Raw genomic sequence first — 26366 nt, 5'->3', positions numbered from 1 at the left:
ACGTTGTTGCGGATATAAACCCCCGATAAGCTCTGGAGCCCCATGGCAGAAACCCGCTCCCGCAAGTCGACCAAGGTGATCACGCTGACGGCGCTCGGCGTGGTCTCCTTGATGGTTGTCGGGTTCTGCTCGGCACAGGACGACTACGAGGAGGTCGGCGCCGACTGCGTCGACCTCAACACCCAGCTCCCCGACGGCTCCTACCTGGTCGTCGACGACGACTACTGCGACGACGACGGCGGCGGCGGGCACTCCTCCCACCGCGCCTACGGCTGGTACTACGGCGGCGTCAGGTCGGGCGTGCGCGTGCTCAAGGGCACCACGGTACGGCCCGCCGAGGCGCGCATCACCAGCAGGACCGGCCACGTCGTCCAGCGCGGCGGCTTCGGCGGCAGGGGCGGAGGCGGCAGCTGATGGCCCGCAGGCTCTCCTCCGGCGCCGTGACGCTCGGGGCCGTGGTGACCGTCTCGTCCGTCGTCCTGTCGGGCTGCGCCTCGGGCGGCTCCACCTACGTGGGCTCCGAACAGGTCGCGACCGACTCCTTCACCGAGGAGGACACCTCCGCCGAGGACGACCTCGCCGAAGAAGCCGAAGAAGCCGAGGAAGCTGGAGAAGACGAGGAAGAAGAGGACGAGGTCGTCGCCCGCTGCGTCAGGCGCGACAGCGAGAGCGACGACGGCTACCTGATCGTGTCCGACGACCGCTGCGACGGCGCGGGCAGGCACAGCGCCTTCCTCTGGTACTACGGCGGCACCAAGGTCAAGAACCGCCTTGCCAAGGGCACGACCATACGCCCGCGCGGGGCGTACATCGTCACGAAGGGCGGCGACGAGATCACCCGGACAGGCAAGATCTCCAGGAGCGGCTTCGGCAACCGCACCTCCACGGGGTCCTGATGCGGCGCGAGCACGCCTCCCCCCGCGACGGCTGGGAGAAGATCGTCGAGGGCCACGGCCTGGCCTTCCACCGCTCGGTGCAGGCCGCGCACCTGCCCCGCCCCTACTGGGACGAGTCCGTCCACTACGTCTTCTCCATGGACCAGGTGCTCGACCTCGAGGCGCAGGTCGAGGAGCTGCACCGGATGTGCCTGGCCGCAGTCCAGCACGTCATCGCCGAACGGCGTTTCGCCGACTTCGCGCTGCCCGAGTGGACGTGGCAGGAGATCGCCCACTCGTGGGAGCGCCGCGACCCGCACCTCTACGGCCGCTTCGACCTGCGCTACGACGGCGTCTCCCCGCCGAAGCTGCTGGAGTACAACGCCGACACGCCCACCTCGCTGGTGGAGTCGAGCGTCGTGCAGTGGTACTGGCTGCGGGACCGCTTCCCCGCCGACGACCAGTGGAACTCCCTCCACGAGCGGCTGATCGACAGGTGGCGCGCGCTGGTGCTGCCGACCGGGCCGACCCACTTCGCCTGGACCAGCATGGACGAGACCGGCGAGGAGGCGATGACCGTCGCCTACCTGCAGGAGACCGCCGACCAGGCCGGGCTCGTCACGGTGGCCATCGCGATGGAGGACATCGGCTGGGACCCGCTCAACCGGCGCTTCGTCGACGTCGAGGGCCGGGTGATCCGCTCGGCGTTCAAGCTGTACCCGTGGGAGTGGATGCTGGCCGACGACTTCGGCGCGCACGCCGTACGGCACGCCGCCTCGACCACGTGGATAGAGCCGCTGTGGAAGGCGCTGCTGTCGAACAAGGCGCTGCTGGCCGTGCTGTGGGAGCTCTATCCCGGCCACCCCAACCTGCTGCCCGCCTACCTCGACGGCCCCCGCGAGCTGACCTCCTACATCGTCAAGCCGCTGCTGGGCAGGGAGGGCGCCGCGATGCGGATCGTCACGCCCTCGGAGACGCTGGAGACCCCCGGCTCCTACGGCGCCGAGGGCCACGTCTACCAGGGCTTCGACCCCCTGCCCTCGTTCGACGGGCAGCGGCCCGTGCTCGGCGCGTGGATGGTCGCCGACGAGTCGGCCGGGCTCGGCATCCGCGAGACCGCGGGGCTGATCACCGACGACACCTCGTCCTTCGTCCCCCACAGGATCGAGCTGTGACCGCCGCCGCCCGCGCCTCCTCCCCGGCCTGTCCGCCCCGCCCGCCCGGCCTTCCCCCGGCGGGCACGACCCGACCCCCATGCCCCCCGGCGCCCGTGCCAGGCGCTCGACGGCGAAGAAAGAGTCACCGTGAACCTCATCGACCACCTGGCCAACGGCGCGCTGGCCATCGCCGCCTACGCCGTCCTCGGCGTGATCCTGCTGATCGTCGGCTTCTACGTCATCGACCTGGCCACGCCGGGCAAGCTCAGCGCGGTCATCAAGCATGAGCGCAACCCCAACGCCACCCTGCTGACCTCCTCGGGTCTGGCCGCCGTCGGCCTCATCGTCGCCGCCTCGATCTGGTCGTCCGGCGGAGCGCTGCACGAGGGCTTGCTCGTCACCGCCGTCTTCGGACTGGTCGGCATCGCGGTGCAGACGGTGGCGATGCTGCTGTTCGACCTGGTCGCGGGCGTCTCGGTGCGCGAGCTGGTCAAGGAGAGCGAGTTGCAGCCCGGCGCCCGCCTGCTGGCCGTCACCCACCTGGTCATCGGCCTGATCACCGCCGTCGCCGTCATCTAGCCGGTACGGGCTCGCCCGGGAGTGGCCCCGCCCCCGCTCCCGGGCGATCCCGTGCCCGGACCCGCGGGGTCCGACCGGGCAACCGGCGCACGCCCCGCACCCGGCCGCCCCGGCCCGCTGCCGCGCACGTGGCCGCGCCGGACCGGCCCGCTGCCGCGCACGTGGCCGCGCCGGACCGGCCCGCTCCCGCGCACGTGGCCGGGCCGGACCGGCGCACTCCTGGGGACCTGGCACTCTAGAGGCGTGACAGACCACGAGGACCGGACGCGCGAGGACACCACCCGGCGTCTCGAGCGCAACATGGGCACCCTGGGCACCGCGGCCATGGCGCGCATGGACGAGCGGTTGCCGTGGTTCCGGGCGCTTTCCGCCGAGGACCGCTCCTGGGTCGGCCTGGTCGCCCAGGCCGGCATCGCCGCCTTCGTGGAGTGGTTCGCCCACGCGGGCGAGGGCCGCCCCACCCCGAGCATCGAGTTCTTCGGCACCGCGCCGCGCGAGCTGAAGCGTTCCATCTCCCTGCAGCAGACGGTCGACATCGTCCGCATCGTCGTCGAGGTCGTCGAGACGATGACCGACGAGCTGGCCGCTCCGGGCGGCGCCGACCAGTTGGAGCAGGCGATGCTCCGCTACACCCGCGACGTCGCCTTCGCCGCCGCGCAGGTCTACGCCCGCGAGGCGGAGGCGCGCGGCGCGTGGGACGCCAGGCTCGAGGCGCTGATCGTCGACGCGCTGGTGCGCGGCGAGGTCGACGACGGCCTGCACTCGTGGGCGGCCGCGCTCGGCTGGACGTCCGCGCCGGTCGTGGTGATCGCCGGGCACGCGCCCGACGACGATCCGCGCGCGGTCATCGACAGCCTGCGGGAGAAGGGCCGGCGGATCGGCATGGACCTGCTGGCGGGGGTCCAGGCCGACCGGCTGATCGTGATCGTGGGCGGCGCCCAGAGCGTGGAGCAGGCCTCCAGACAGGTGGTGCCGCGCTTCGGTCCCGGCCCGATCGTCATCGGGCCCGAGGTGCCCGACCTGCACGCGGCCGCGAGCTCGGCGCGGGCCGCCATCGCGGGGCTGAAGGCCTCCGCCGGCTGGCCCGACGCGCCGCGGCCGGTGCACGCCGAGGAACTGCTGGCCGAGCGGGCCCTCGACGGCGACGAGGACGCCAGGGAGCAGCTGGTGGAGTCCGTCTACCTGCCGCTGGCCGGCACCCCGCTGCTCGACACCCTGGCCACCTACCTGGAGCAGGGCACCTCGCTGGAGGCCACGGCCAGGCTGCTGTTCGTGCACCCGAACACGGTCAGGTACCGGCTGAAGAAGATCACCGAGCTGACCGGCTACCAGCCGACCGAGGGCAGATCAGCCTTCACCCTGCAGGTCGGGCTGATTTTGGGACGGCTGTCGGAGAGCGCCGTAACCTGGCGTGCACTAACGTAACCTGGCCGAAACCCTCACTGTAGGGTTCCTACAAATCCCCCTGGACAAAGTTCGTGCGGATCTCCATCCGCGTGTCAAACCTCTACAGGGCATCGTGGGTCTCGTGTTCGTACTCGTCGCTCCGGGCCAAGGCGCCCAGACTCCAGGCTTCCTTTCTCCCTGGCTAGAGCTGCCCGGCCTCGCCGACAGGCTTTCGGCATGGTCAGAGGTCGTCGGGCTCGACCTGATCGCCTACGGCACCACCGCTGACGCCGACGAGATCCGTGACACCGCCGTCGCCCAGCCCCTGCTGGTGGCCGCCGCGCTGGCCGCCGCCGAGGCGCTCGGCGCCACCCCCGACCTGCTGGCCGGTCACAGCGTCGGCGAGTTCGCCGCCGCCGCGCTGGCCGGCGTGCTCACCCCCGAGCAGTCGCTGGCGCTGATCCGCGAGCGCGGCCAGGCCATGGCCAAGGCCGCCGCGGTCACCGAGACCGGCATGACCGCCGTGCTCGGCGGCGTCGAGGCCGACGTGCTGGCCGCCATCGACAAGCACGGCCTGACCCCCGCCAACATCAACGGCGCCGGCCAGATCGTCGCGGCGGGCACGCTGGAGCAGCTGGCCGCCTTCAAGGAGGAGCCGCCCGCCCGCGCGAGGCTCATCCCGCTGCAGGTCGCGGGAGCGTTCCACACCGTCCACATGGCCCCCGCCGTGGAGCACCTGCGCGCGGCCGCCGCGAGCATCACGCCGGGCGACCCGCACACCAAGCTGCTGTCCAACGCCCACGGCCAGGTCGTCGGCAGCGGCACGGAGTTCGTGAGGCTGCTGGTCGACCAGGTCAGCAACCCCGTCCGCTGGGACTCCTGCATGGAGACCATGGCCGCGCTCGGCGTCACCACGATGGTCGAGCTGCTGCCCGGCGGCACGCTGACCGGCCTGGCCAAGCGCGCTCTGCGCGGCGTGAAGAGCGTCGCGCTCAAGACCCCCGACGACCTCGACGCGGCCAGGGAGCTGATCAAATGAGGATTCCCGACGTCGCCCCAGGGGCGAGGATCCTGGCCTTCGGCCACTACCAGCCGACCAACATCGTCACCAACGACGACCTGGCCAAGACGATGGACACCAACGACGAGTGGATCCAGTCGAGGGTCGGGATCAAGGAGCGCAGGATCGCGCCCGCCAACGAGTCCGAGATCGACATGGCCGTCCAGGCCGGCGGCAAGGCGCTGGCCGGCTCGGGTCTCGCCGCCGCCGACATCGACCTGGTGATCGTGGCCACCTGCACGCTGGAGTCGCAGATCCCCAACGCCGCCGCGCGAGTGGCCAGCCGCCTGGGCATCGCGGCCCCCGGAGCCTTCGACGTCAACGCCGCGTGCGCGGGCTTCTGCTACGCGCTCGGCGCGGCCAGCGCCGCCGTACGGTCGGGGCAGGCCACCAACGTCCTGGTCGTCGGCACCGAGAAGCTGTCGCAGTGGATCGACTGGACCGACAGGGCGACGGCGGTCATCTTCGCCGACGGCGCCGGCGCCGCCGTGGTCACGGCCTCCGACACGCCCGGCATCGGCCCGGTGGTGTGGGGCAGCGCGGGCGACAAGTACGACGCCATCATCATCAAGGACCGCGACTCCTTCCTGCACCAGGAAGGTCAGACGGTCTTCCGCTGGGCCACCACCGCGCTTCACCCCGTGGCCAGGGAGGCCTGCGAGCGTGCCGGGGTGGACCCCGCCGACCTGGCGGCCTTCGTGCCCCATCAGGCCAACCTCCGCATCATCGAGGCCATCGCCCGCAAGATCGGCGCGGACAACGCCGTCATCGCACGCGATATCGTGCTGGCGGGCAACACGTCGGCTGCCTCCGTCCCGCTCGCGCTGTCCCGCATGATCGAGCGCGGCGAGGTGCAGTCGGGCCAGCTGGCCCTCCTTCTCGGCTTCGGTGCCGGTCTGACCTACGCCGGCCAGGTCGTCGAGATCCCATGACTTGTACGGCGCGCCGCGCCCGGCGCGGCCGGCCGTACAACACCCAAGAAGAATCCCAAAGGAGAACTACCGACATGGCAGTCAGCGAGCAGGAGATCCTCGAGGGCCTCGGCAAGATCGTCAACGAGATCACTGGGATCCCGGCGTCCGAGGTCACCCCGGAGAAGAGCTTCGTGGACGACCTCGACATCGACTCCCTGTCCATGGTCGAGATCGCCGTGGCCGCGCAGGACGAGTTCGGCGTCGAGATTCCCGACGACCAGCTCAAGAACCTGAAGACGGTCAAGGACGTCCTCAACTTCATCCAGGCCTGAACCTTCCCTTCTGATCAGCAAGGAGCGTAACCACGTGAGTGCGAACCGGGCACGAGTCGTCGTCACCGGGCTCGGCGCGACGACGCCCCTCGGTGGAGACGTCACCTCGACCTGGTCGGCGCTCCTCGCCGGTCAGTCTGGTGTGCGGACCCTCACCGAGGACTGGGTCGACAGCGTCCCCGTGAAGTTCGCGGGCGTCGCCGCCGTCGACCCGTCCGAGGTGCTGCCGAGGCCGGAGGCCCGTCGGCTCGACCGCAGTGAGCAGCTGGCCCTGGTGGCCGCGCGCGAGGCCTGGCAGGACGCGGGCGCGCCGCAGGTGGCCGCCGAGCGTCTCGGCGTGGTCGTCTCGAGCGGCATCGGCGGCATCACCACGACGCTGTCGGCCTACGACACCTTCAAGGAGAAGGGCTGGAGCCGCCTGTCGCCCTTCACCGTGCCGATGCTGATGCCCAACGGCCCCGCGGCCTGGATCGGGCTCGACCTGGGCGCGATGGCGGGGGTTCACGCGACCGTCTCCGCCTGCGCCTCCGGCGCCGAGGCGATCGGCTACGCGATGGACATGATCAGGGCGGGCCGCGCCGACATCGTCGTGGCCGGTGGCACCGAGGCCGCCATCCACCCGCTCAACATCGCCGCCTTCGCGGCCGCGCGGGCCATGTCGACCCGCAACGACGACCCGCAGGGCGCCTCGCGTCCGTGGGACCGCGACCGCGACGGTTTCGTGCTCGGCGAGGGCGCGGGCATCGTCGTGCTGGAATCGGAGGAGCACGCCAAGGCGCGCGGCGCCCGGATCTACGCCTACGCCGCGGGCGTCGGCTACTCGGCCGACTCCCACCACATCACCCAGCCCGAGCCCGAGGGCAGGGGCATCATCATGGCGATGACCCAGGCGCTCACCGACGCGGGCGTGACCGGCCAGGACATCAAGCACATCAACGCGCACGGCACCTCCACGCCGGCCGGTGACGTCATCGAGGTGCAGTCGGTGGCCAAGGCCATCGGCACCCACCCGCTGGTCACCTCCACCAAGTCCATGACCGGCCATCTGCTGGGCGGCGCGGGCGGCATCGAGTCGGTCTTCACGGTGAAGGCCCTCGAGGGCCGCATCGTGCCCGCGACCATCAACCTGGCCAACCCTGACGACGGCATCGAGGTGGACATCGTCCACGGCGAGTCCCGCAAGCTGCCGGAGGGCGACATCGCCGCGGTGAACAACTCGTTCGGGTTCGGCGGCCACAACGTGACCGTCGTCTTCACCAGCCACTGAGGGAGCACCGGATGACCGTGCTCGACAACGGTGCGGTGACCGGCGCCTCCGACGAGACGCCCGCCGATCCTCGCGACCCGGTCGTCCGCCTGACTGCGCTGCTCGACGAGGGCTCGCTGCGTCCGATCACTCCCCAGGACAAGAGCGGCGTCCTCGCCGCCATGGGCCGTGTCGAGGGTGTCCCCGTCGTCGCGTTCTGCAGTGACGCCCGCTTCCAGGGCGGCGCGATGGGCAGCGAGGGCTGCGAGCACATCGTGCACGCCTACGACGTGGCCGTCCGTGAGCGGGTGCCGGTCATCGGCGTCTGGCACTCCGGCGGTGCGCGACTCGCCGAAGGCGTCGAGTCGCTGCACGCCGTCGGCCGGGTCTTCGCCGCGATGACCAAGGCGTCGGGCATCGTGCCGCAGCTGTCGGTCGTCGTCGGCCCTGCCGCGGGCGGCGCCGCCTACGGCCCCGCCCTCACCGACATCGTGATCCTCGCCGAACAGGGCCGCATCTTCGTGACCGGGCCCGACGTCGTACGCAGCGTCACCGGCGAAGACGTCGACAGCGCCGCGCTCGGCGGCCCCGAGCCGCACAGCAAGCGCAGCGGCGTCGTCCACGTCGTCACCAAGACCGAGGCCGAGGCGCTGCTGACGGCGCGCCGGCTGGCCGTCCTGCTCGGCCACCAGGGCAGGGTGCGCACCTCCTCGGTCGAGGAGGTCGACTTCTCCCCCCTCCTTCCCGAGTCGGCCAGGCGCGCCTACGACGTCAAGCCGCTCGTCAACGGCCTGCTCGACGAGCAGGGCGTCGAGCTGCACCCCAAGTGGGCGCCCAACATCGTCACCACGCTCGGCCGCCTGGGCGGCAGGACCGTCGGCGTCATCGCCAACAACCCGCTGCGGTTGGGCGGCTGCCTCGACGCCACGTCCGCCGAGAAGGCCGCTCGCTTCGTTCGCATGTGTGACGCGTTCGGCGTGCCGTTGGTTGTCCTGGTGGACGTTCCCGGCTACCTGCCGGGCGTCGGTCAGGAGCACGACGGCGTGGTCCGCCGCGGCGCCAAGCTCCTGCACGCCTTCGCCGAGGCCTCCGTGCCGCGCGTCACGCTCGTCACCAGGAAGGCGTACGGCGGCGCGTACATCGCGATGAACTCCCGCGCGCTCGGCGCGACCAGGGTCTTCGCCTGGCCGACCACCCAGGTCGCCGTCATGGGCGCCGTCGCGGCCGTCCGCGTCCTCAAGCGCCGCGAGCTCGCGGCCGCTCCCGAGGAGGAGCGGGCCGAGCTGGAGCACCGCCTGGCCGAGGAGCACGAGAAGCTCGCCGGCGGGTTGCGGCGGGCGCAGGAGATCGGCGTGATCGACGAGGTCGTCGAGCCGGCCGCCACCCGTGGCGCCATCGCCAGGGTCCTCGCCGCGGCCACCCCGGCCAGGGGCGCCCACGGCAACATCCCGCTGTAGCCGTTCCAACGACCGGTGCCCTTCCACCCGCCCGGGTGGCGGGGCACCGGCGTTTTCGGGAGGTGGCCGCGTTTCGGGGGGTGGCCGCGTTTCGGGGGGTGGCGGCGTTTCGGGGGCGGACGTGTTTCGGGGGTGGCCGCGTCTCACGGGTGGCGGCGTCTCACGGGTGGCCGCGTCTCGCGGGTGGCTGTTCATGGCCTTTCCTCGGGGCGGGGTTGGCGGTCGCGATCTTTGCGTGCATCCTGGGTGCGATAGGAACGTCTCGGTGTGACATTTCCTGACAGGCGATGTCACACCGCGCCGCGCGCAGGGCGTGCTCCGAATGCGAACCACCCGGCGGGAGAGCCACGCGCGCGGGTTTCCGGATCCACCCCACCGGAGGTATGACGTGTTGCGTGTGATCGGCGCGGGTTTCCCGCGTACCGGGACCAGCTCGATGAAGGCCGCGCTCGAGCGGCTGGGACTCGGCCCCTGCTACCACATGTTCGAAGTCCTGACCAACCCCGACCACGTCGACAGGTGGCTGCCGCTCGCCTCGGGCGGCCCCGTCGACTGGGAGACGGTCCTCGACGGCTACCGGTCCACGATGGACTGGCCGGCCAGCCACTTCTGGCGCGAACAGGCGGCCGCCTATCCGGACGCGAAGGTCGTCCTGACCGTCCGCGACCCGCACCGCTGGTACCGCAGCATGACAGAGCTGATCGCCAACGGGCCCGGCAGGGAACTGCCGGCCGACCTGCCGGAGCCGGCCGCGACGGTGTTCCGATCGATGGAGCGGCTCGGGCCCGTCATGGAGCACATCGTGGGCTCCACGTTCGGCGCCGGCTACTCCCTCAGGACCGGCCTGCCCGACGAGGACACCGCCGTGGCCGCCTTCCACCGGCACGTGGCCGAGGTGAAGGAGAGCCTGCCCGCCGAGCGGCTGCTGGTCTTCGACGTCCGGGAGGGCTGGGCGCCGCTGTGCGACTTCCTGGAGGTGCCGGTACCCGCGGGTGAGCCGTTCCCGCATCTCAACGACTCCGAGGCGATGAAGAAGAATCTGGGACGCCTGGTGAGTGGGGAAGGCTTCATCTCGCCGTTCAGCCCCTCATGACGCCCTGAAGCCGGCCCTCGCGTCCCGCCTGCCGTACGGCGGAGCCCGCCCGCCGTACGGCCGGACCCCCGGCACCTCGCCGCGGCGTCTCCATCCGGGGTCCCCCGACCGGCTCTCTGGACCGGGTCCCCGGCCCGGGTCGTCGGGCGGAGTCTTCGGACGAGACCTCCGGGGGCATCTCGCCGCGGTGTCTCCGGGCAGGGTCTTCGCGAGAGGTCTTCGGGCGGGGGCGGGCATGACGAAGCCCGTGAGCCTGAGCGGCCCACGGGCGGGAGGAGGAGGCGGCGCGGGTCAGACGGCGGCGTGCAGCCAGCGGACGGGGGCGCCGTCGCCGGCGTAGCGGAAGGGCTCGAGCTCCTCGTCCCACGGCTTGCCGAGCATCTTGTCCAGCTCGTCCTCCAGGACGCAGCGGCCCTGGGCGGACATGAGCATGACCGCGCGCAGGCGGTCCTCGGGGATCATGATGTCTCCCGACGCCCCGATCACCGCGGAGAAGGCGCCGAGCGTCGGCGTGTAGGCGTGCCTGGACCCGTCGACGCCGGGCGAGGCGTCCTCGGTGATCTCGAAGCGGATGCGCTGCCAGCCCATGAGCGAGGAGGTGATGGCCGCGGCGATGCCCGGGCGCCCTTCCCACTCGGCCTGGGCGCGCACGACGTTCGGCGCGGCCGGTTGTGGCGTCCACGTCAGGTCTACGGGTACGCCAAGAACACCCGCGACTGCCCATTCGATATGAGGGCACAGCGCGGGCTGAGCCGAGTGGACGTACAGCACGCCACGAGCAGACACCGGACCTCCCGTTTCGGTACGAGGTGCGCCTTCCCCAACGGCCTCGTCCTGGGATGATCACAAGTGACTAGGGAGAGACTACCGTCGGTCGCCCCTGGGTGCTAGAGGGGGGCTATACCAAGATGTTGCGGCTGTGGCACGTGACACTTGCCCGGCCACGGAAAGATACCGGTTCATGGACATCCAAGCGGTCGGCTCCGCGCTCATCCGCCCAGGCCAGGTCCTGACCGAGCGGGGCGCGCTGTCAGTCGCCGAGCAATGGACACAGGCGGTCTCCGAGGCCGACGGCGTCTTCCGCATCAGGTTGACGCCCGGCGAGGATCCGTGCGAGATAGCGCTGCGGCTGCGGGAGGAAGGCTTCCTGGCCTCGCCCAACCACGTCCTGGTGGGGCAGCCGCTGTGGTTCGGCGGTCCGGCGTCCAGGCCGTTCCCGGCCGCGCCGCTGACCGCGCCGTCGGGCAAGGGATCGCCCGTGACGGTCGGCGTGCTCGACACCGGGGTGGCGGCCCACCCCTGGTGGGCAGGCAGCCGCTGGTACGGCCGCGTCGGCTCCGAGGCCGCCGACCGGCCTCGGGACAACGGCGAAGGCGACGACGAGGGCGGGCTCGCGGCGCAGGCAGGGCACGGCACCTTCATCGCGGGCCTCATCCTGCGCCGCGCCCCCGGCAGCGAGCTGCGGGTCGGCAGGGTGCTGGGCGCGGACGGCATCGGCGACGAGGCGGGCCTGCTGCGCGCGCTCTACCGGCTGCGCGAGAACCCGCCGCAGGTGCTGAACCTCTCGCTCGGCTGCCACACCTTCGACGACCAGCCCTCCCGGCTGGTGATCGAGGCGCTCGGCGCGCTGCGCGACACGGTGACGGTGGCCTGCGCCGGCAACACCGCCTCCGACCGGCCCTTCTGGCCCGCCGCGCTCCCGGGGGTGGTCGGCGTCGGCGGCCTCGACGCCCGGGAGGAGGGCCGGGCGCCGTTCTCCGCCTTCGGCCCGTGGGTGAACGCCTGGGCCCGAGCCGACTGGCTGACCAGCACGTTCCTGGAGTGGGGCGAGTTCGGCGGCTACGCGCACTGGAGCGGCACGTCGTTCGCCGCCGCGCTGGTGTCGGGCGCCTTCGCGGCGGCGCCGGCGGCGCGCAAGGCCGCCGACCTCCCGGGGTCACGGGAAATTCGTGATCTGGGAGTTGCCGTCCCCTCGGGTCTGTAGAGTTTACGCTCAGTCCTCGTCTCATTACGAGGAGGCAACGTGGGCGAATCCCGACCCCCTGAGGAGCTGCTGCGAGCGGCTGCCGACGGGGACCCTTCCGCATGGACCGGGCTGGAGGAACGGTTCGGTCAGCGGATGTGGTCGGTCGCCCGCGCGTGCGGGCTCAACGAAGCCGACACCGCTGATGCCGTGCAGGGTGCATGGTTGCGGCTTCTCGAGCACCTTCACTCGATCAGGGATCCAGCGAGCGTCGGCGCCTGGCTGGCCACGGCGGCCAGGCGCGAGGCGCTCCAGATCATCCGAAGAGGGACGGGCCGCCACCCGCACCTCTGCCTTCCTGAAGGCGGTCCCTTCGATCCCGACCCGGCCTCGGCGATCCTCGAGGCCGATGAGGGACGCCTGCTCTGGCAGGCGGTGTCCGACCTGGACGAACCATGCCGAACCCTGCTCCGCCTGATGGCCACCGTTCCGGACGCGGGAACGCACCAGATGGCGGTACGGCTGGGCGTGCCGGTCGGCAGCGTAGGCCCCACCCGTCTGCGCTGTCTCCACAAACTGCGCACCCGAATCTCACTAGAGGAAAAGGTGCCATGATCAACGACGAGTATCTCCTGGCCGCGCTCCGCATCGCCGCGGGGCACGACCCGATACCCGCCCACGTCTCGGCCGCCGCCCGTGACGCGTACTCCCTCCGGCTGGCCGAGGTGGTCACCGCCGGGCCCGTGGAGTGCGCGCCCACGCGTGGCACACGTGACGCGGACGGGGCGCGCATGGTCAGGTTCGCCACGGCGGACCTCTCCTTCGATCTGGAGGTGACCATCGGGGACGGTCTCATCGATGTGGCGGGGCGGGTGTCACCGCATCCAGGTGACGGGGCCACGGTGGACATCCGCACCCCCCATCTCACGGTCTCGCGTGACCTGCGGGAGACCGGCCAGTTCGCGGCGACGGGCTTGCCGCCGGGCTGGTTCAGCGTGGTCTGCCACCGGCCGGGGCACCACCCGGTCGCCACCGGTTGGGTGCGGATCCGTCCGTGACGAACAGGCTGGTCGCGATGGCGGAGGACGCGGTCCTCCAGTCAGGCATCGATCCGGTGCGGGCGCTGGCCAGCGCCCGCGCCATCCATGCCGCCGCCTCCGGAATGGGGGCCGTCGAACCAGCCGTCGTCGCGCTTCGCGCCATGGCGCTTGCCTCCAGGGAGCTTGGGGACCTGGAGGCCGCCGAACTACACCTGCGCCAGGCGATCGCCACGGGAGACGCACCCGCCGATCGCCTGGCGCAGGCGCGCCTGTCGCTGGTGACCGTGCGCACCCAGCGCGGTCATCCGCTTCAGGCGCTGCGCATCGCCGCGATGGCGTGGGCCTACCTGTCGCCGCTCGACCGCGCCAAGCTCGACACCCAGCGGGCGGTGGCGCTGGCCCACCTGGGCCGCTACCAGGAGGCCGTCGCCTCCTGCGACCGGGCCGTCGCCGTGCTGGCGCAGGCGCCCGGCACCGTCGACGACCAGCGTTTCCTGGCGGGCGGACTGCTCAACAGAGGCCTGGTGCACGCCTACCAGAGCCGCTGGAGGCAGGCCACCGCCGACATCGCCGCGTGCCTGCGGCTGTCGCAGAGCGCGGGCCTGGCCCACCTGGCCCGTCTCGCCGCCGCCAACCTCCCTTTCCTGGCGGTACGGCAGGGCGACGTGGCCGCGGCCTTCGCCCACTACCGAGCCTGTGAAGACACGCTGTTCGGCTTCCCCGAACGGCTGGCCACGATGCGCGCCGACTTCGCCGGAGCGCTGCTGGCCGCCCAGCTGCCCGGCGAGGCGAGGGCCATGCTCAGCCTCGCCGTACCCGAACTCGAAGCCGCGGGCGCGCAGGCCGCGCTGGCGGAGGCCAGGCTGCTGCTGGCCCAGGTGGAGCTGCTGACCGGGGACGCCCGCCAGGCGCTGGCCGTCGCCGGCAGGGCGGCCGCCGAGCTGCGCGCCCATGGCCGCGAGAGCGCCGCGCCGCTGGCCGCCGAGGTCGCGTTACGCGCCAGGATCGTGCTCGAACCGCCCTCCCCCGGCCTGCTGGCCGAGCTGCTGGAGTGCGCGCGGGAACTGGCCGCCACCTCCTGTGCCGCGGGCGCGGCCGCGCTCCGGCTCGCCGCGGCCGAGCTGGCCCTCGCGCTGGACGACACCGGCACGGCCACGACCCAGCTCGCCCTCCTCGATCCCCGCGCGGCCGCGCACACGACGGAGCCACGCCGGCTCCCGCTCATGATCGACGCACCCACGCTGGCCATGCGGCGGATGACGCGGCTGGCCTCGCCGCAGCAGGCCGAGCACCTGGCCGGTGCCGACGACGACCTCGACGAGGTGCCACCGCTGGTGCGCTGGCATGCGGCGGCCCTGCTGGCCCGGATCAACGACGACCGCACGGCCGCGTTCAGCGCGGTGCTGCGCGGGCTGCGCGACCTCGGCGCCGACGCCGAACGCTTCGACGACCCCTCGCTGCGGGCCCACCGGGTGCGGGCGGGGGCGCGCCTGGCCTCCTTCGGGCTCAGCCTGGCGATCGAGCGCGGCGGCCCGGAGGCCGTCTTCGGATGGGCCGAACGCTGGCGGTCGGTCTGCGGCGGCCGACCCGTCGCGCCCGCGCTCGACAGCGTGACGTCGGCGCTGGGCGAGGCGGCGCTGGTGGAGTTCCTGTGCCATGACGGGGCGCTGCTGGTGCTGGTGGTCACCGCGGCGGGGTGCGCGCTGCGCCGCCTCGGCGACGTCACCAGCGTGGCCGAGGCCGTCATCAGGCTCCGGTACGGCCTGCGCCGGGCGAGCCTCGGCGACGGCGCTCACGCTTCCGACGATCCGCGGCGGGATCCGGTCGCGGTCGAGGCGGCCGCGCTGGAGGGGACGTTGTTCGGGCCGATCGCCGACCTGGTGGCGCAACGCCCGCTGGTGGTCGTGCCGGCGGGGCCGCTGCACACGCTGCCGTGGTCGGTGCTGCCGGTGCTGCGCGGGCGGCCGGTGAGCATCACGCCCAGTGCCGCCGCCTGGCTGTCCGCCCGCACCCGCCGCACCGCCCCGCCGGACCGATCTGTCCCGCCGGGCAGGGCCGCCCCGCCGGGCTGGGCCGCTCCGCTGGATGCGGTTCTCTCGCCCCCTGCGACTTCACCTGGGCCGACCGTGCCCGCCGCCCCTGTGAGTTCACGCGATCGCACCGCCCTGCGGGATGACTCCGTATCGGGCGCTGGCTCTGCCCTGAGTCGCGCGGTCCCGGGCGATGGTGCGGTTCTGGGCGGCGCAGTCGCGAGCGGTGGCGCGGGCCTGGGCGGCGCAGTCGCGAGCGGTGGCGCGGTCGGGGGCGGTGGTGCGGTTCCCTCTGATGGCGCCGTCCGGCCCGGGGGTGTCGTGCCGATCAGTGGTGCTTCGGCTCGGGGCGGCGAGCCGCTCGTGGTGGCGGCGGCCGGGCCCGGGCTGGAGCACGCCGAGGAGGAGGTGCGGCGGGTGGTGGGCGCGCACCGGCGCGCCGAGCAGGTGCCCGCCCGCGCCGATGACGTGATCGCCGCCCTCGGCCGGGCCGACGTGCTGCACCTGGCCGCCCACGGCACCTTCCACTCCCGAAGCCCGCTGTTGTCGAGCATCGAGCTGGAGGACCGGCCGCTGATGGCCTACGACCTGCTGCCCCTGTCGATGCCACCGGGCCTGGTCGTGCTGTCGGCCTGCGACTCGGGGATGGCCAGGGTCCCGGCCGAGGGGGCGCCGCTCGGCCTGGCGGGCACGTTCCTCGCGCAGGGCGCCTCTTGTGTGGTGGGCGGGCTCATCCCGGTGCCGGACGAGGAGGCGCTGGCGCTGATGACGGCCTTTCACGACCTGCTCGCCGCCGGTACGGCTCCCGCCGTGGCGTTGGCGGAGGCGGGGAGCAAGACGGGCGTGCTCGGCTTCACCTGCTTCGGCGCCGGCGAGCTCCCCGTCACCGCCCTGCGCGACACCCGACCCACCGCACCGGACCCCGGCCCCTGAGAACCGACCGCACCCTGCCCAACCCAGAGCCACCCGGCCTGCGGCACCCGGCCGTCAGTCCAGAGACGCCCGCCCCGCCACCCGACCGTCGAGCCCTCGCTCCACGGCCCTGACGAGACGCCCGCCCGGCGCTCCGGCCGTGGAGACCTCGTCCCGCGGTACCTGACCGTCACTCAAGAGACGCCCGCCCCGCCACCCGACCCTCAAGCCCTCGCTCCACGGCCCTGACGAGACGCCCGCCCGGCGCTCCGGCCGTCGAGCCCTCGTCCCGCGGTACCTGACCGTCACTCAAGAGACGCCCGCCCCGCCACCCGACCCTCAAGCCCTCGCTCCACGGCCCTGACGAGACGCCCGCCCGACGCTCCGGCCGTGGAGACCTCGTCCCGCGGTACGTGACCGTCGGTCGAGGGACGGCTGCCCCGCAGGACCCGGCCGTCCCGGCCCGTCACGTGATGTCGGTCCAGGGCGGGTGGGACTGCCGGGCTCCCCCGGGGGCGTGTGCCTGTGGCCGGCAAGGCGGGCGGGCCGTCGAGCGCCGCGGCGCGCGTGCGGCCGTGCCGCAGCGCCGGACGGGGCGGTGCGGCCCTGGCTGTCCTGTCGGGTGTGGCGGTGAGGTCAGGCGGTGGCGATCGGGCGGGACGGGTCGCTGATCCAGTGGGACCACGAGCCGACGTAGAGCGCCGCGGGGACGCCCGCCAGCTCCAGCGCCAGCACCTCGTGCGCCGCGGTGACGCCCGACCCGCAGTAGGCGCCCACCCGCGCCCCCTCCAGCGCGCCCAGCGCGGCGAAGCGGTCGCGCAGCGCGGCGGCGGCCAGGAAGCGGCCGTCCGGCCCGACGTTCTGGTCGGTCGGCGCGCTGACGGCGCCCGGGATGTGGCCGGCGACCGGGTCGATCGGCTCGACCTCGCCGCGGTAGCGCTCGGCGGCGCGGGCGTCCATGAGCACGCCGGAGCCGGCGAGCTCGGCCGCCTGCTCGGCGGTCAGCATGGGCATGCCGCCCGGCCTGGCCGTGAAGTCGCCGGACACGTGCGGCTCCTCCTTGGAGACCGGCAGCCCCGCCTCGGTCCACGCGCGGAACCCGCCGTCGAGGACCCTGACGTCCTCGTGACCGAAGTAGCGCAGCGTCCACCATGCCCTGGCCGCGGCCATGGAGTCGGCGTCGTCGTAGACGACGACGGGACGGGAGCCGCTGACGCCGAGCCTGCGCATGGCGGCGGTGAACGCCTCGGCCGAGGGCAGCGGGTGCCGGCCGCCGCCGTTGGGCGGCGCGGCCAGGTCGGCGTCGAGGTCGCAGTAGACGGCGCCCGGCACGTGCCCCTCGGCGTACGACTCGCGCCCGGACGGGCCGCCTCGCCGGTAACGCACGTCGAGCACGCTGGCTTGCTCCATCGCGGCCAGCTCCGCCGGGTTGATCAGGGTCATCGGGTGGATACCTCCAGGAGTGGGACGTGCTGTTCCGCGGCGGTGAGCGAGCCGTGGTAGCCGGTGAAGAGCGCCTCGATCGGATGCGTCTCAGAGGCGAGGATGGCACAGTCGGCGTACGGCACGGCGACGACGTCACCGATCCTGTCCAGCCATTCCCTGCGCACGTCGGGGCCGAACCACCCGGATTCCACCGCTTCCTGGCGTGAGACGACCCATGCCTTGCCGTCGAGCAGGTCCCGCCAGGTCTCCAAGACGGCGGGAGCGGCGCCCGGCTCGGTGTAGAGGTGCCTGGCCCTGGCCTCCCCGCCGAACATCGCCACGCCCGCGCGCAGTTCGGGTGTGGCCTGGGCGTCGATCTTCTCTTCGGCGTTGACCATGCCGTGGTCGGCCGTGACGTACAGGGCCGAGCCGGGCGGCAGCGCCGCGGCCAGCCGTTCGGCCATCCTGTCGACGATCTCGAGCTGGTCGCGCCACTCGGGGCTGCCCCAGCCGGTCAGGTGGCCGGTGGCGTCGAGGTCGCCGTAGTAGACGGTCACGTAGGCGCGCGGCGCGCTCAGCGCGGCCGCCACCCCGGCCACCCGCTCGTCGACGGTGTCTGCGGGCACGTAGCGGACGCCGCGGTAGACGGCGTCGGTCAGTCCCGTCCCCTCGAACGCGGCCGGCGCCACGTAGGAGGTCTCGATGCCCGCCCGGGCGGCGCGCTGGTAGACGGTCTCGGCCGGTTGCCAGCGGCGCGGGTCCATGGGCGGCAGGCCCTTGGGCAGGCTCCAGCGCAGGCAGTTGAACAGATGGTTGCGGCCGGGCACGGCCAGCGTCATGCCCATCATGCCGTGCTCGCCGGGCGGCAGGCCGGTGCCGAGCGTGCACAGGCTGGTGACGGTGGTGGCGGGGAAGCCGGCGGTGAGGGCGGCGCGCGCCGTGGCGGCGGCCAGGAACGGGGCCCGGTCGGCGTGGGCCTCGAGGAGCCTGGCGCCGAGCCCGTCGACCACGAACACGCACACCCGGTCGGCCGGCTCCAGCCCCAGCACGTTGCCGTCGGCCGTAGTGGCCGCGCCGAGCGCGCTCAGCAGGGAGCCCGGCAGGTCCGCCAGGGAGGCGCCGCCATAGGCGGGGATCAGCGGAACCCGGTCGTACGGCGTGGCCGGGACGTCGTCCATCAAGCACCTCGCTCGCCTCGCGTGGATGTCAGGAACCGTTCTAGCGGGCGCCGGCCATCTCGCGATAGGGCCTCGGACACCGCCGTCCGCCCGACCGTCCCGGCTCACGGTGGGGAACCCGGGACGGGGAACCCCTGCCCGCCCGGCGGCGGGGCATGCCGGGCCGGTCCACCGAGATGTCGCGTGGTCCCGGTCCGGCATGCGCCGGCGAGAAGGCGCGGAGGGGGCGTTACGCGGGGAACGGACGCGTCAGGCGGCGGCGCGGGCCGTGGCCTCGGACAGGGCCTTGGCGAAGGCGAGCACGTGGCCCACCGCCTCGGGGCCGTCGGCGGCCTCGCTGACGCGCAGCGACAGGTCGTCGGCGGTGATCGCGCCGGTGTAGCCGTGGTCGGCCTCGCAGTTCTCGTCGCCGCAGGTGGCGGGTTCGAGGTCGACGTGGGAGATGGCGCCCCAGCCGATCGTGAGCGTCACCTCGGTCGGCGGCACGCCGGGGACATAGGAGGCGGGATCGGGCACGACCCTGGTCACCGCGACCGACTGGACGCGGGCCAGCCGTACCGCCTCGGTGGTGGTGGAGGCGTGCGAGGCCGAGACCCCCTCGGCGGGCGGGTGCTCGTCGGTGTGGCAGACCAGCAGCCGGGTGCCCGTCAGGACCAGGACGGTGACGTGCCTGCGCACCTCCATGGCCGGGTCGAACGTGGCCTCGTGGTGCACCACGTAGGCGGTCACCGCTTCCTTTCCCAGCGCGGATTCGACCGCATCGGTGACGAGGTCGGGGTAGTAGCCGCTGCGCTCGATCGCTTCACGCAGGCCCGCGGCTGAGACTCGGGTTTCCCTCATGCATCCATCCTGCCAGCCCCCGAGCACCGCTCACACTCGTCGTTCCGGACCTGGACGGGCGGCCGTGCAGGCCCTCGACACTCGGCGCCGCGGCCCGGCAGGCCAGGCGGCACGAACCGCGCAGGCAGGGGCGACCGCGGTCGGGCGAGGCGGCACGAACCCGGCGCAGGCAGGGAGGCGACCGCGGTCAGGCGAGGCGGCGGGGGCCGCCGTCGCGCCGCGGACCCTCAGGACTCCTGAGGACGGCACGCGCGCCCAGGACGACGACCTCCGACTCCCCCACGAGCACCGGATCGAGGTCGAGCCTGGACACCTCCGGCAGGTCGTTGGCCAGGCGGCCCACCCGGACCAGCAGTTCCTCCAGGGCGCCGACCGCGACGGGCGGGTAACCGTACTCGCCGAACAGCAGCGGCGCGGCCCGCGGTGAGCGCACCAGCCCCGCGGCGTCCTCGCCGGTCAGCGGGGCGAGGCGGTGGCCGCGGTCCTGCAGCAGCCTGGCGGTCACCTCGCCGAGGCCGAAGGAGACGACCGGGCCGAAGGCGGGGTCCTCCCGGACGTTCACGACGGTAGGGACCGCGGGTTGCGGGGCCATCCGCTGCACGGCGAGGACCACGTCGGCGCCGAGCTGGCCGGCCAGATCGGCGTAGGCCTGGCGGACGGCGGCGGCCGAGGTGAGCCCCAGGCGGACGGTGCCCGCCCGCTTGGCGGCCTCGGGGTCGGCGGCCTTCAGCACGACCGGCCAGCCCAGGCGTTCGGCGGCGGCGACGGCCGCGTCGGGGGTGGCGACGACCTCGGCCGGCCAGACGGTGAGGCCGTAGCAGGCCAGCAGCCCGGTCGCGTCGATCTCGACGGGGCCGGCGTCAAGGCGGTCGGCGGAGGGGTCCGGCGTGTCCTGTCGCGCCGGTTCGGGCTCGGGCGAGCGGCTGGTGAGCGCGTCCGTCACGAGGGCGCGGGCGGCCGCGGTGTCGAGGTGGTCGAGCTCGGGCGGCGCGCCCTGGGGCTGTTTGCGCCACAGCGCGTACCTGACGACGTGGGCGAGGGCCCTGACCGCCTCCTCCGGCGCCGCGTAGGAGGGCACCGAGCCGCGCTCGGGCAGGGCCGAGGGGTCGGTGCGCAGCTCGGGCGGCATGCCGAGCTGCCCTTCGAAGGTGGCCAGCACGGGTTTGCCCACCTCGCGCGACACCCGCACCAGCTCGGCCGCCACCGACGTGGCGTCGCCGGGGATGGGCGGCATGTAGATCACGACGGCGGCGTCGACGTCGGGATCGGCCAGCACGCCCGCCAGTGCCGTGCCGAACTCGGCGGCACCGGCGGCGGCGCCCAGGTTGACCGGCGGCCGGGGCTCCAGTTCGGCGCTGACGCAGGCGTCGACGGCCAGCAGGCCCAGCGCGTCGGAGTTGGTGACGAGCCCGACGCGCGGCCCCGCGGGCAGCGGCTGGCAGGCCAGCAACTGCCCGACGTCGAACAGCTGGATGAGGTCGTCGACCCTGATCACGCCCGCCTGCTCGAACAGGGAGCTGAGCGCGCTGTCCTGCAGGCGCAGCGCCGAGGCGGAGTGGCCGATGGGCACGCCCTGGGTGGTGCCGCCGCTCTTGACCGCCACGATCGGCTTGCTGCGGGAGATGCGCCTGGCCAGGCGGGTGAACTTGCGCGGATTGCCCAGTGACTCCAGGTACAGCAGGATGACCTCGGTCGCCTCGTCCTCCTCCCAGTACTGCAGCAGGTCGTTGCCCGACACGTCGGCCCTGTTGCCGGCCGAGACGAAGCTCGAGATGCCGATGCCGCGCTGGGCCACCCGCTGCAGCAGGGCGGTGCCGAGCGCGCCCGACTGGCTGAAGAAGCCGACCCTGCCCCTGCCGGGGACCGTCGCCGCGAGCGTGGCGTTGAGCCGGACGGAGGGGTCGGTGTTGGCGATGCCGAGGCAGTTGGGCCCGACCACGCGCAGGCCGTACGCGCGGGCGATCCTGGCCAGCTCGTCCTGGCGCGCCCGGCCCTTCGGCCCGGTCTCGCCGAAGCCGGACGAGACGACGACCAGCCCGCGCACGCCCTTCTCCGCGCACTCCTTGACCACGTCGATCACGCTGTCGGCCGGTACGGCGAGCACCGCGAGGTCGACCTCGCCGTCGATGTCCTTGACGCTCGGGTAGGCCCGCACGCCCGCCACCGCCCGTACCTCGCGGTGGACCGGGTACACGGGTCCGGTGAAGTCGGCGGCCAGCAGGTTGCGCAGCACGGTCTGGCCGACGCCGCCGGGCTCGCGGGAGGCCCCGATGACGGCGACCGAGCCGGGTGTGAGGAGCCTGGCGATCGAGCGGGCCTCGGCCCGGTGCTCGCGGGAGGCGGTGACCTCCGCCGAGGTCTCGGTGGGGGTCAGGTCGAGCGTCATGCGGACCACGCCGTCGGCGAAGCGGCTCTGCGCGGTGTAGCCGACCTGGCGCAGGAGGCCCGTCATCCGCATGTTGGCGGGCAGCACGTCGGCGATGAACGTCTCGATGCCGCGCTCGCGGGCGGTGGCGGCCAGGTGTTCGAGCATGACCGAGGCCACCCCCCTGCCCTGGTGGGCGTCCTCGACGAGGAAGGCCACCTCCGCCTCGGCGGGGCCGACCCTGTCGTAGCGGACGACGGCCACCATCTCGGTGCCGATCGTGGCGATGAGGGCGACCCTGTCGACGTAGTCGACGTTGGTGAAGAAGGCGACTTCCCTGTCCGACAGCTTGGGCCGCGGACCGAAGTAGCGGAAGTAGATCGACTCGGCCGACAGCCGGGAGTAGAACGCGCGAAGCCGGTCGGCGTCGGCGGGCCTGATCGGGCGCACGTGCGCGGTGCCCCCGTCGGCCAGGACGACGTCCGCCTCCCAATGGGAGGGATACTGGGTTGCCTCCACAGTCCCGAGCGTAGACCCGCGCCCCACGTGCGGCGTCCGTTGGGCAACGCTTGTGCATCGACTATGAACGGGTGTCCGGTGTATGCCCCACGAGCAGGCCTGAAGCTGTTAAGTTTTTCGGCGTCAGGCGCGAAGGATTGCAGCAAGGCGGTGACATCATGACGCGGGTCGTGGTGGTGGGCGATCTCATGACCGATGCGGTCGCGCGCGCCCGCTACGCGCTGGCCAGGGCGAGCGACACTCCGGCGATCGTGACCATGCACGGTGGCGGTTCCGGAGCCAACATCGCCTCCTGGATGGCGGTCGAGGGTGCCGAGGTCGCCTTCATCGGCCGTCGCGGCGCCGACATCACCGGGCGCAACCGCGACATGGAGCTCATGGGCTACGGCGTCGACGCCCGGCTCGTCATGGACCCCGAGCGGCCCACCGGCACCTGCGTGGTGCTCGTCACGCACAAGGGCGAGCGCACCATGCTGTCCGACCCGGGCGCCAACGCTGCGCTGTCACCCGAGGACCTGCCGCGCGACCTGTTCAACTCCGGCGGCCACCTCCACCTGTCCGGCTACACGCTGATCAACGAGGGGTCCCGCGAGGCCGGTCAGGCCGCCCTCGACATGGCCCGCAGGTCGGGCATGTCGATCTCGGTCGACTGCTCCTCCTCCGCGCCGCTGGAGCGCACCGGCGCCGAGCCGTTCCTCGAGTGGACCAACGGCGCCAAGCTGCTGTTCGCCAACGCCGACCAGGCCAAGATCCTGACCGGCCGCGACGACCCCGAGGCGGCGGCCAAGGTGCTCACCGCCTGGTTCCCGCAGGTCGTCATCAAGATGAACGCCGAGGGCGCGCTCTGGTACACCAACGGCCGGCCCGAGCCGGTCCAGGTGCCCGCCGAGCCGGTCGACCGGGTGGTCGACGGCACCGGCGCCGGCGACGCGTTCGCCGCCGGGTTCCTGCCCGCGTGGCTGGCCGGCAAGCCGCCCGCCGAGGCGCTGACGGCGGGCTGCCGCCTGGCCGCCAAGGCGATCTCTCACCTCGGGGCTCGCCCCCGCCTCTAGCGCGGCCTATGGTGGATACTCCCCCGATGTCCTGACAAGGGAGTGAAGAGCCCGCGTGCGTCCGTTACGGCCAGGCGATCCCCGTGTCGTCGGCGGCTACGAGGTCACCGGGTTTCTCGGTGAAGGCGGTCAGGGCAGCGTCTACCGCGGCGTCGCCCCGTCCGGCGACCCCGTCGCGATCAAGATGCTGCACGCCAGGTTCGCCGACGACGCCTCGGCGGTGCGGCGCTTCAGGCGCGAGGCCGAGGCGGCGCGCAGGGTGGCCGAGTTCTGCACGGCCAGGGTGCTGGAGGTCGGCGCGCTCGACGACCAGCCGTACATCGTCAGCGAGTACGTCGCCGGCCCGTCGCTGCAGCGGCAGGTGGCCGAGTCCGGGCCGCTGACCGGCTCCTCCCTGGTACGGCTGGCGGTCGCGACCGCGACCGCGCTGGCGGCGATCCACCGCGCCGGGGTCGTCCACCGCGACCTCAAGCCGAGCAACGTGCTGCTGGCCCCGGACGGGCCCCGGGTGATCGACTTCGGCATCGCGCGGGCGCTGGACGTGAGCCAGAGCCTGACGACGAGCGTGGTGGGCACGCCCGCCTACATGGCGCCCGAGCACTTCCACGGCGACGCCTCCCCGGCGAGCGACGTCTTCTCGTGGGCGGGCACGATGGTCTACGCGGCCACGGGGCGCGGGGCGTTCGGGTTCGGGCCGCTGCCGGTGGTGATGCATCGGATCCTGGTCATGGAACCCGACCTGTCGGGGGTGGAGGCGCCGCTGCGGGAGCTGCTGGGGGCGTCGCTGGGCAAGGACCCGGCGGCGCGCCCGACGGCCGAGCAACTGCTGCGGGAGCTGATCAGGGCGGGCTCGGGCCCGCAGGCGCCGCCGTACGGCACCGCACCGGCCCCCGCTTCCGCGCCGCCGTACGGCACAGCACCACCACCCGCTCCCGTTCCCGCGCCGCCGTACGGCATGCCGGCACCTGCAGGTCCCTCCTCCGCGCCGCCCTACGGCACGTCGGCGCACCCGGTGTCGGTCTCCTCCCCCTACGGCGGCGGTCCCGGGCCGCACGCTCCCGGGTGGACGCGGCCGTCGCAGGGCGCGACGACGCCGGTCACCGCCGCGCCGTACCCGGGGGGCGGGCAGGCGCCGGGGACCCTGTCCACGTATCCGGTCTCCGGGGCGGTGGGCAGACCGTCCGGCCGGGCGTGGAAGGTGCTGCTGCCGGTCGGGGCGGCGGCGATGACCGTCGTCCTGGGCGTCGCGGTGTGGGCATGGCCGCGGCTGGGCCAGAACAGCGGCACGGGCGGCGAGGTGACGGCGACGCCCAGCCCGACCCGGACCGCCGCCGTCTTCAACGCGGCCCTGACCGGCGTGGTCAACCCGTCGGCCAGGAAGGGCGGCACGCTGCGCATCGGCATGACCAACATCCTGGACAACCTCGACCCGGCCGGCACCTTCTACACCGAGATGTGGAACTACGCCCGTCTCTACGGGCGCGCGCTGACCATGTACCGGCCCGCGCCGGGCGCGGCCGGCACCGAGGTGGTGCCCGACCTGGCGGCGAAGCTCGGCGAGACCACCGACAACGGCAGGACCTGGACTTTCACCCTCCGTGAGGGGCTGCGCTTCGAGGACGGCACGCCGATCACCTCGCGCGACGTGAAGTACGCCGTCGTGCGCTCGGGCGACAGGAGGCTGCTGCCCAACGGCCCCGACCCGCTGGCGCGGCTGCTCGACATGCCCGGCCGCTACACCGCCGCCGACGCCGACAAGGCGATCAGCACCCCCGACGACAAAACCATCGTCTTCAGACTCAAGAAGCCGATGTCCACCTTCAACCAGATCGCGACGCTGCCCGTGACGATGCCGGTGCGCAAGGGCGCGGCCAAGCTCCTGTCGTCCGGCCCGTACAAGCTGGACATCCAGGCGGGGAAGACCGCGACCTTCGTCCGCAATCCCGCCTGGAACCAGGCCACCGACCCGAACCGCACCGCTCTGCCGGACCGGGTCGAGCTCACCTGGGGCATGGACGGCGAGGAGGCCGACCGGAAGCTCCTGTCCGGCGAGCTGGACCTGCACGCCGGACCGCTGCCGGCCACCCTCGCCACGGTGCGGGCCGACCCGCGGCTCAACGCGCGGGCCGACGCGCCGTCCCTGGACCACCTGCGCTACCTGGCCGTCAACACGAGGGTCGCGCCGCTGGACCAGCTCGAGTGCCGCAGGGCCGTCCTCGCCGCCATCGACAAGAGCGTTCTCCACCGCCTGTACGGCGACGGCCCCTTCGGCACCGAGATCGCCACCCGCCTGCAGCCGCCGCCGCTTCCCGGCAGGGGCGAGCTGGACGGCCCCTCCCCCACCGCGACGGCCGTGCCCTCTCCCGCCTCGTGCGGCCGGGACCCGTTCACGCTGCTGGTCAGGAACGGCCCGACGGACGTGGCGGCCGGGAACGCCATCCGCGACAACCTCACGGCGGCGGGCTTCCACGTCACGGTGAAGAACGTGGACGTGCTGCACGAGTTCGACAAGCTGGGCAACCCGGCGGCGCTCACCAAGGAGAAGATCGGGCTGGTGATGCGGCGGTGGTCCGGGGACTGGCCGGACCCCGACCCGTTGCTGTCGCAGCTGATCGACAGCAGGGAGATCGTCGACAGCGGGTTCTCCGCCAACGTGGGCGTGCGGCTGCCCGAGGTCGACGCGCTGATCGACGAGTCACGGCGGACGCTCGACCCGCAGGCTCGCTTCCGGCTGTGGCGGGAGGCGGAACGGCGGGTGCTGGACGAAGGACTGATGGTGCCGCTGCTGTGGAGCAAAGCGGGGTTGATCAGGGGCAAGCGGGTCACGAACGCCCACGTCAGCAGCGTCTACCAGCACTACGACGTGACGACGATCGGCGTCACCGGCTGAGGCGTGGCCACCCGTCCTCCGTCCGGGAGGACCGGGTGACCGGCGAGCCCGCC

General features: G+C 73.1%; 22 protein-coding genes. 17 read left to right on the top strand and 5 right to left on the bottom strand.

Features of this window, described 5'->3' with window-relative positions:
* The first annotated feature begins 42 nt into the window (after positions 1-42).
* The 11 genes from ACWDLG_RS33735 (at position 43) to ACWDLG_RS33685 (ending at position 10099) form a co-directional block, all read left to right on the top strand.
* Positions 43-414, top strand: a complete 372-nt coding sequence (locus tag ACWDLG_RS33735; RefSeq protein WP_449927950.1) for a hypothetical protein — start codon at positions 43-45, stop codon at positions 412-414.
* Positions 414-896, top strand: coding sequence for a hypothetical protein (locus ACWDLG_RS33730; RefSeq protein ID WP_449927948.1), 483 nt, complete (start codon positions 414-416; stop codon positions 894-896). Before ACWDLG_RS33735 ends, ACWDLG_RS33730 begins: the two co-directional genes overlap by 1 nt.
* The gene (locus ACWDLG_RS33725; RefSeq protein ID WP_449927946.1) at positions 896-2050 is read left to right on the top strand and encodes a glutathionylspermidine synthase family protein; all 1155 of its coding nucleotides are present in this window, start codon (positions 896-898) and stop codon (positions 2048-2050) included. Before ACWDLG_RS33730 ends, ACWDLG_RS33725 begins: the two co-directional genes overlap by 1 nt.
* A gap of 129 nt (positions 2051-2179) precedes the next feature.
* The gene (locus ACWDLG_RS33720; protein ID WP_354905018.1) at positions 2180-2611 is read left to right on the top strand and encodes a DUF350 domain-containing protein; all 432 of its coding nucleotides are present in this window, start codon (positions 2180-2182) and stop codon (positions 2609-2611) included.
* A 300-nt stretch (positions 2612-2911) separates the two neighbouring features.
* On the top strand, positions 2912-4036 hold the full coding sequence (locus ACWDLG_RS33715) for a PucR family transcriptional regulator (protein ID WP_449928023.1): 1125 nt from the start codon (positions 2912-2914) through the stop codon (positions 4034-4036).
* Positions 4037-4139: 103 nt separating this feature from the next.
* Positions 4140-5036 (top strand): ACP S-malonyltransferase, encoded by an 897-nt coding sequence (locus tag ACWDLG_RS33710; RefSeq protein WP_449927943.1) that lies wholly within the window; start codon positions 4140-4142, stop codon positions 5034-5036.
* Entirely contained in the window at positions 5033-5989 is a 957-nt protein-coding gene (locus tag ACWDLG_RS33705; protein WP_449927941.1) for a beta-ketoacyl-ACP synthase III, read from the top strand. The genes ACWDLG_RS33710 and ACWDLG_RS33705 overlap by 4 nt, the downstream gene beginning before the upstream one ends.
* A gap of 74 nt (positions 5990-6063) precedes the next feature.
* A complete protein-coding gene (locus ACWDLG_RS33700; RefSeq protein WP_183646883.1) occupies positions 6064-6303 on the top strand; it encodes an acyl carrier protein in 240 nt (79 codons plus the stop codon).
* 34 nt (positions 6304-6337) lie between these two features.
* Positions 6338-7570, top strand: coding sequence for a beta-ketoacyl-ACP synthase II (gene fabF / locus ACWDLG_RS33695; RefSeq protein WP_449927938.1), 1233 nt, complete (start codon positions 6338-6340; stop codon positions 7568-7570).
* Positions 7571-7581: 11 nt separating this feature from the next.
* Positions 7582-9006, top strand: coding sequence for a carboxyl transferase domain-containing protein (locus ACWDLG_RS33690; RefSeq protein WP_449927936.1), 1425 nt, complete (start codon positions 7582-7584; stop codon positions 9004-9006).
* A gap of 388 nt (positions 9007-9394) precedes the next feature.
* Positions 9395-10099 carry a sulfotransferase family protein gene (locus tag ACWDLG_RS33685; RefSeq protein ID WP_449927934.1) on the top strand — a complete coding sequence of 235 codons (705 nt, stop codon included), beginning with the start codon at positions 9395-9397 and terminating at the stop codon, positions 10097-10099.
* Between the two features lie 291 nt (positions 10100-10390).
* On the opposite strand, the gene ACWDLG_RS33680 is transcribed toward ACWDLG_RS33685, so the two are convergent.
* A complete protein-coding gene (locus ACWDLG_RS33680) occupies positions 10391-10885 on the bottom strand; it encodes a DUF3145 domain-containing protein (RefSeq protein ID WP_354905031.1) in 495 nt (164 codons plus the stop codon).
* Positions 10886-11060: 175 nt separating this feature from the next.
* Between ACWDLG_RS33680 and ACWDLG_RS33675 the strand changes: the two genes are divergently transcribed.
* From ACWDLG_RS33675 to ACWDLG_RS33660, 4 genes are read left to right on the top strand one after another with little or no spacing between them, the layout of a single operon-like run.
* On the top strand, positions 11061-12083 hold the full coding sequence (locus tag ACWDLG_RS33675; protein WP_449927931.1) for a S8 family peptidase: 1023 nt from the start codon (positions 11061-11063) through the stop codon (positions 12081-12083).
* A 39-nt stretch (positions 12084-12122) separates the two neighbouring features.
* Positions 12123-12677 (top strand): RNA polymerase sigma factor, encoded by a 555-nt coding sequence (locus ACWDLG_RS33670; RefSeq protein ID WP_449927929.1) that lies wholly within the window; start codon positions 12123-12125, stop codon positions 12675-12677.
* On the top strand, positions 12674-13120 hold the full coding sequence (locus tag ACWDLG_RS33665) for a hypothetical protein (protein ID WP_354905037.1): 447 nt from the start codon (positions 12674-12676) through the stop codon (positions 13118-13120). The genes ACWDLG_RS33670 and ACWDLG_RS33665 overlap by 4 nt, the downstream gene beginning before the upstream one ends.
* Positions 13117-16065 (top strand): CHAT domain-containing protein, encoded by a 2949-nt coding sequence (locus ACWDLG_RS33660; protein ID WP_449927927.1) that lies wholly within the window; start codon positions 13117-13119, stop codon positions 16063-16065. The genes ACWDLG_RS33665 and ACWDLG_RS33660 overlap by 4 nt, the downstream gene beginning before the upstream one ends.
* Before the next feature lie 615 nt (positions 16066-16680).
* Here the strand turns inward: ACWDLG_RS33660 and ACWDLG_RS33655 are convergent.
* The 4 genes from ACWDLG_RS33655 to ACWDLG_RS33640 all read right to left on the bottom strand — a co-directional run bounded on the left by ACWDLG_RS33655 (position 16681) and on the right by ACWDLG_RS33640 (position 22371).
* Positions 16681-17487, bottom strand: coding sequence for a sulfurtransferase (locus ACWDLG_RS33655; RefSeq protein WP_449927925.1), 807 nt, complete (start codon positions 17485-17487; stop codon positions 16681-16683).
* Positions 17484-18647, bottom strand: a complete 1164-nt coding sequence (locus tag ACWDLG_RS33650) for an alkaline phosphatase family protein (RefSeq protein WP_449927923.1) — start codon at positions 18645-18647, stop codon at positions 17484-17486. The genes ACWDLG_RS33655 and ACWDLG_RS33650 overlap by 4 nt, the downstream gene beginning before the upstream one ends.
* A gap of 249 nt (positions 18648-18896) precedes the next feature.
* Entirely contained in the window at positions 18897-19487 is a 591-nt protein-coding gene (locus ACWDLG_RS33645; protein WP_354905046.1) for a DUF5998 family protein, read from the bottom strand.
* A 187-nt stretch (positions 19488-19674) separates the two neighbouring features.
* Positions 19675-22371 (bottom strand): bifunctional acetate--CoA ligase family protein/GNAT family N-acetyltransferase, encoded by a 2697-nt coding sequence (locus ACWDLG_RS33640; protein ID WP_449927921.1) that lies wholly within the window; start codon positions 22369-22371, stop codon positions 19675-19677.
* A gap of 158 nt (positions 22372-22529) precedes the next feature.
* On the opposite strand from ACWDLG_RS33640, the gene ACWDLG_RS33635 reads away from it, so the two are divergent.
* Positions 22530-23423 carry a carbohydrate kinase family protein gene (locus ACWDLG_RS33635; protein ID WP_354905051.1) on the top strand — a complete coding sequence of 298 codons (894 nt, stop codon included), beginning with the start codon at positions 22530-22532 and terminating at the stop codon, positions 23421-23423.
* A gap of 55 nt (positions 23424-23478) precedes the next feature.
* On the top strand, positions 23479-26313 hold the full coding sequence (locus ACWDLG_RS33630; protein ID WP_449927919.1) for an ABC transporter substrate-binding protein: 2835 nt from the start codon (positions 23479-23481) through the stop codon (positions 26311-26313).
* The last annotated feature ends 53 nt before the right edge of the window (positions 26314-26366 follow it).

This window comes from Nonomuraea sp. NPDC003727, from assembly GCF_053586935.1.
Note: the sequence above shows the minus strand (reverse complement) of the source record. Positions and strands in the feature narration are given on the sequence as shown.

Coding starts and splice junctions, on each gene's coding strand:
- ACWDLG_RS33650 (WP_449927923.1), bottom strand. CDS start 18,647: ATGGACGACGTCCCGGCCACGCCGTACGACCGGGTTCCGCTGATCCCC.
- ACWDLG_RS33665 (WP_354905037.1), top strand. CDS start 12,674: ATGATCAACGACGAGTATCTCCTGGCCGCGCTCCGCATCGCCGCGGGG.
- ACWDLG_RS33700 (WP_183646883.1), top strand. CDS start 6,064: ATGGCAGTCAGCGAGCAGGAGATCCTCGAGGGCCTCGGCAAGATCGTC.
- ACWDLG_RS33645 (WP_354905046.1), bottom strand. CDS start 19,487: ATGAGGGAAACCCGAGTCTCAGCCGCGGGCCTGCGTGAAGCGATCGAG.
- ACWDLG_RS33655 (WP_449927925.1), bottom strand. CDS start 17,487: ATGACCCTGATCAACCCGGCGGAGCTGGCCGCGATGGAGCAAGCCAGC.
- ACWDLG_RS33730 (WP_449927948.1), top strand. CDS start 414: ATGGCCCGCAGGCTCTCCTCCGGCGCCGTGACGCTCGGGGCCGTGGTG.
- ACWDLG_RS33675 (WP_449927931.1), top strand. CDS start 11,061: ATGGACATCCAAGCGGTCGGCTCCGCGCTCATCCGCCCAGGCCAGGTC.
- ACWDLG_RS33735 (WP_449927950.1), top strand. CDS start 43: ATGGCAGAAACCCGCTCCCGCAAGTCGACCAAGGTGATCACGCTGACG.
- ACWDLG_RS33635 (WP_354905051.1), top strand. CDS start 22,530: ATGACGCGGGTCGTGGTGGTGGGCGATCTCATGACCGATGCGGTCGCG.
- ACWDLG_RS33715 (WP_449928023.1), top strand. CDS start 2,912: ATGGGCACCCTGGGCACCGCGGCCATGGCGCGCATGGACGAGCGGTTG.
- ACWDLG_RS33705 (WP_449927941.1), top strand. CDS start 5,033: ATGAGGATTCCCGACGTCGCCCCAGGGGCGAGGATCCTGGCCTTCGGC.
- ACWDLG_RS33725 (WP_449927946.1), top strand. CDS start 896: ATGCGGCGCGAGCACGCCTCCCCCCGCGACGGCTGGGAGAAGATCGTC.
- ACWDLG_RS33690 (WP_449927936.1), top strand. CDS start 7,582: ATGACCGTGCTCGACAACGGTGCGGTGACCGGCGCCTCCGACGAGACG.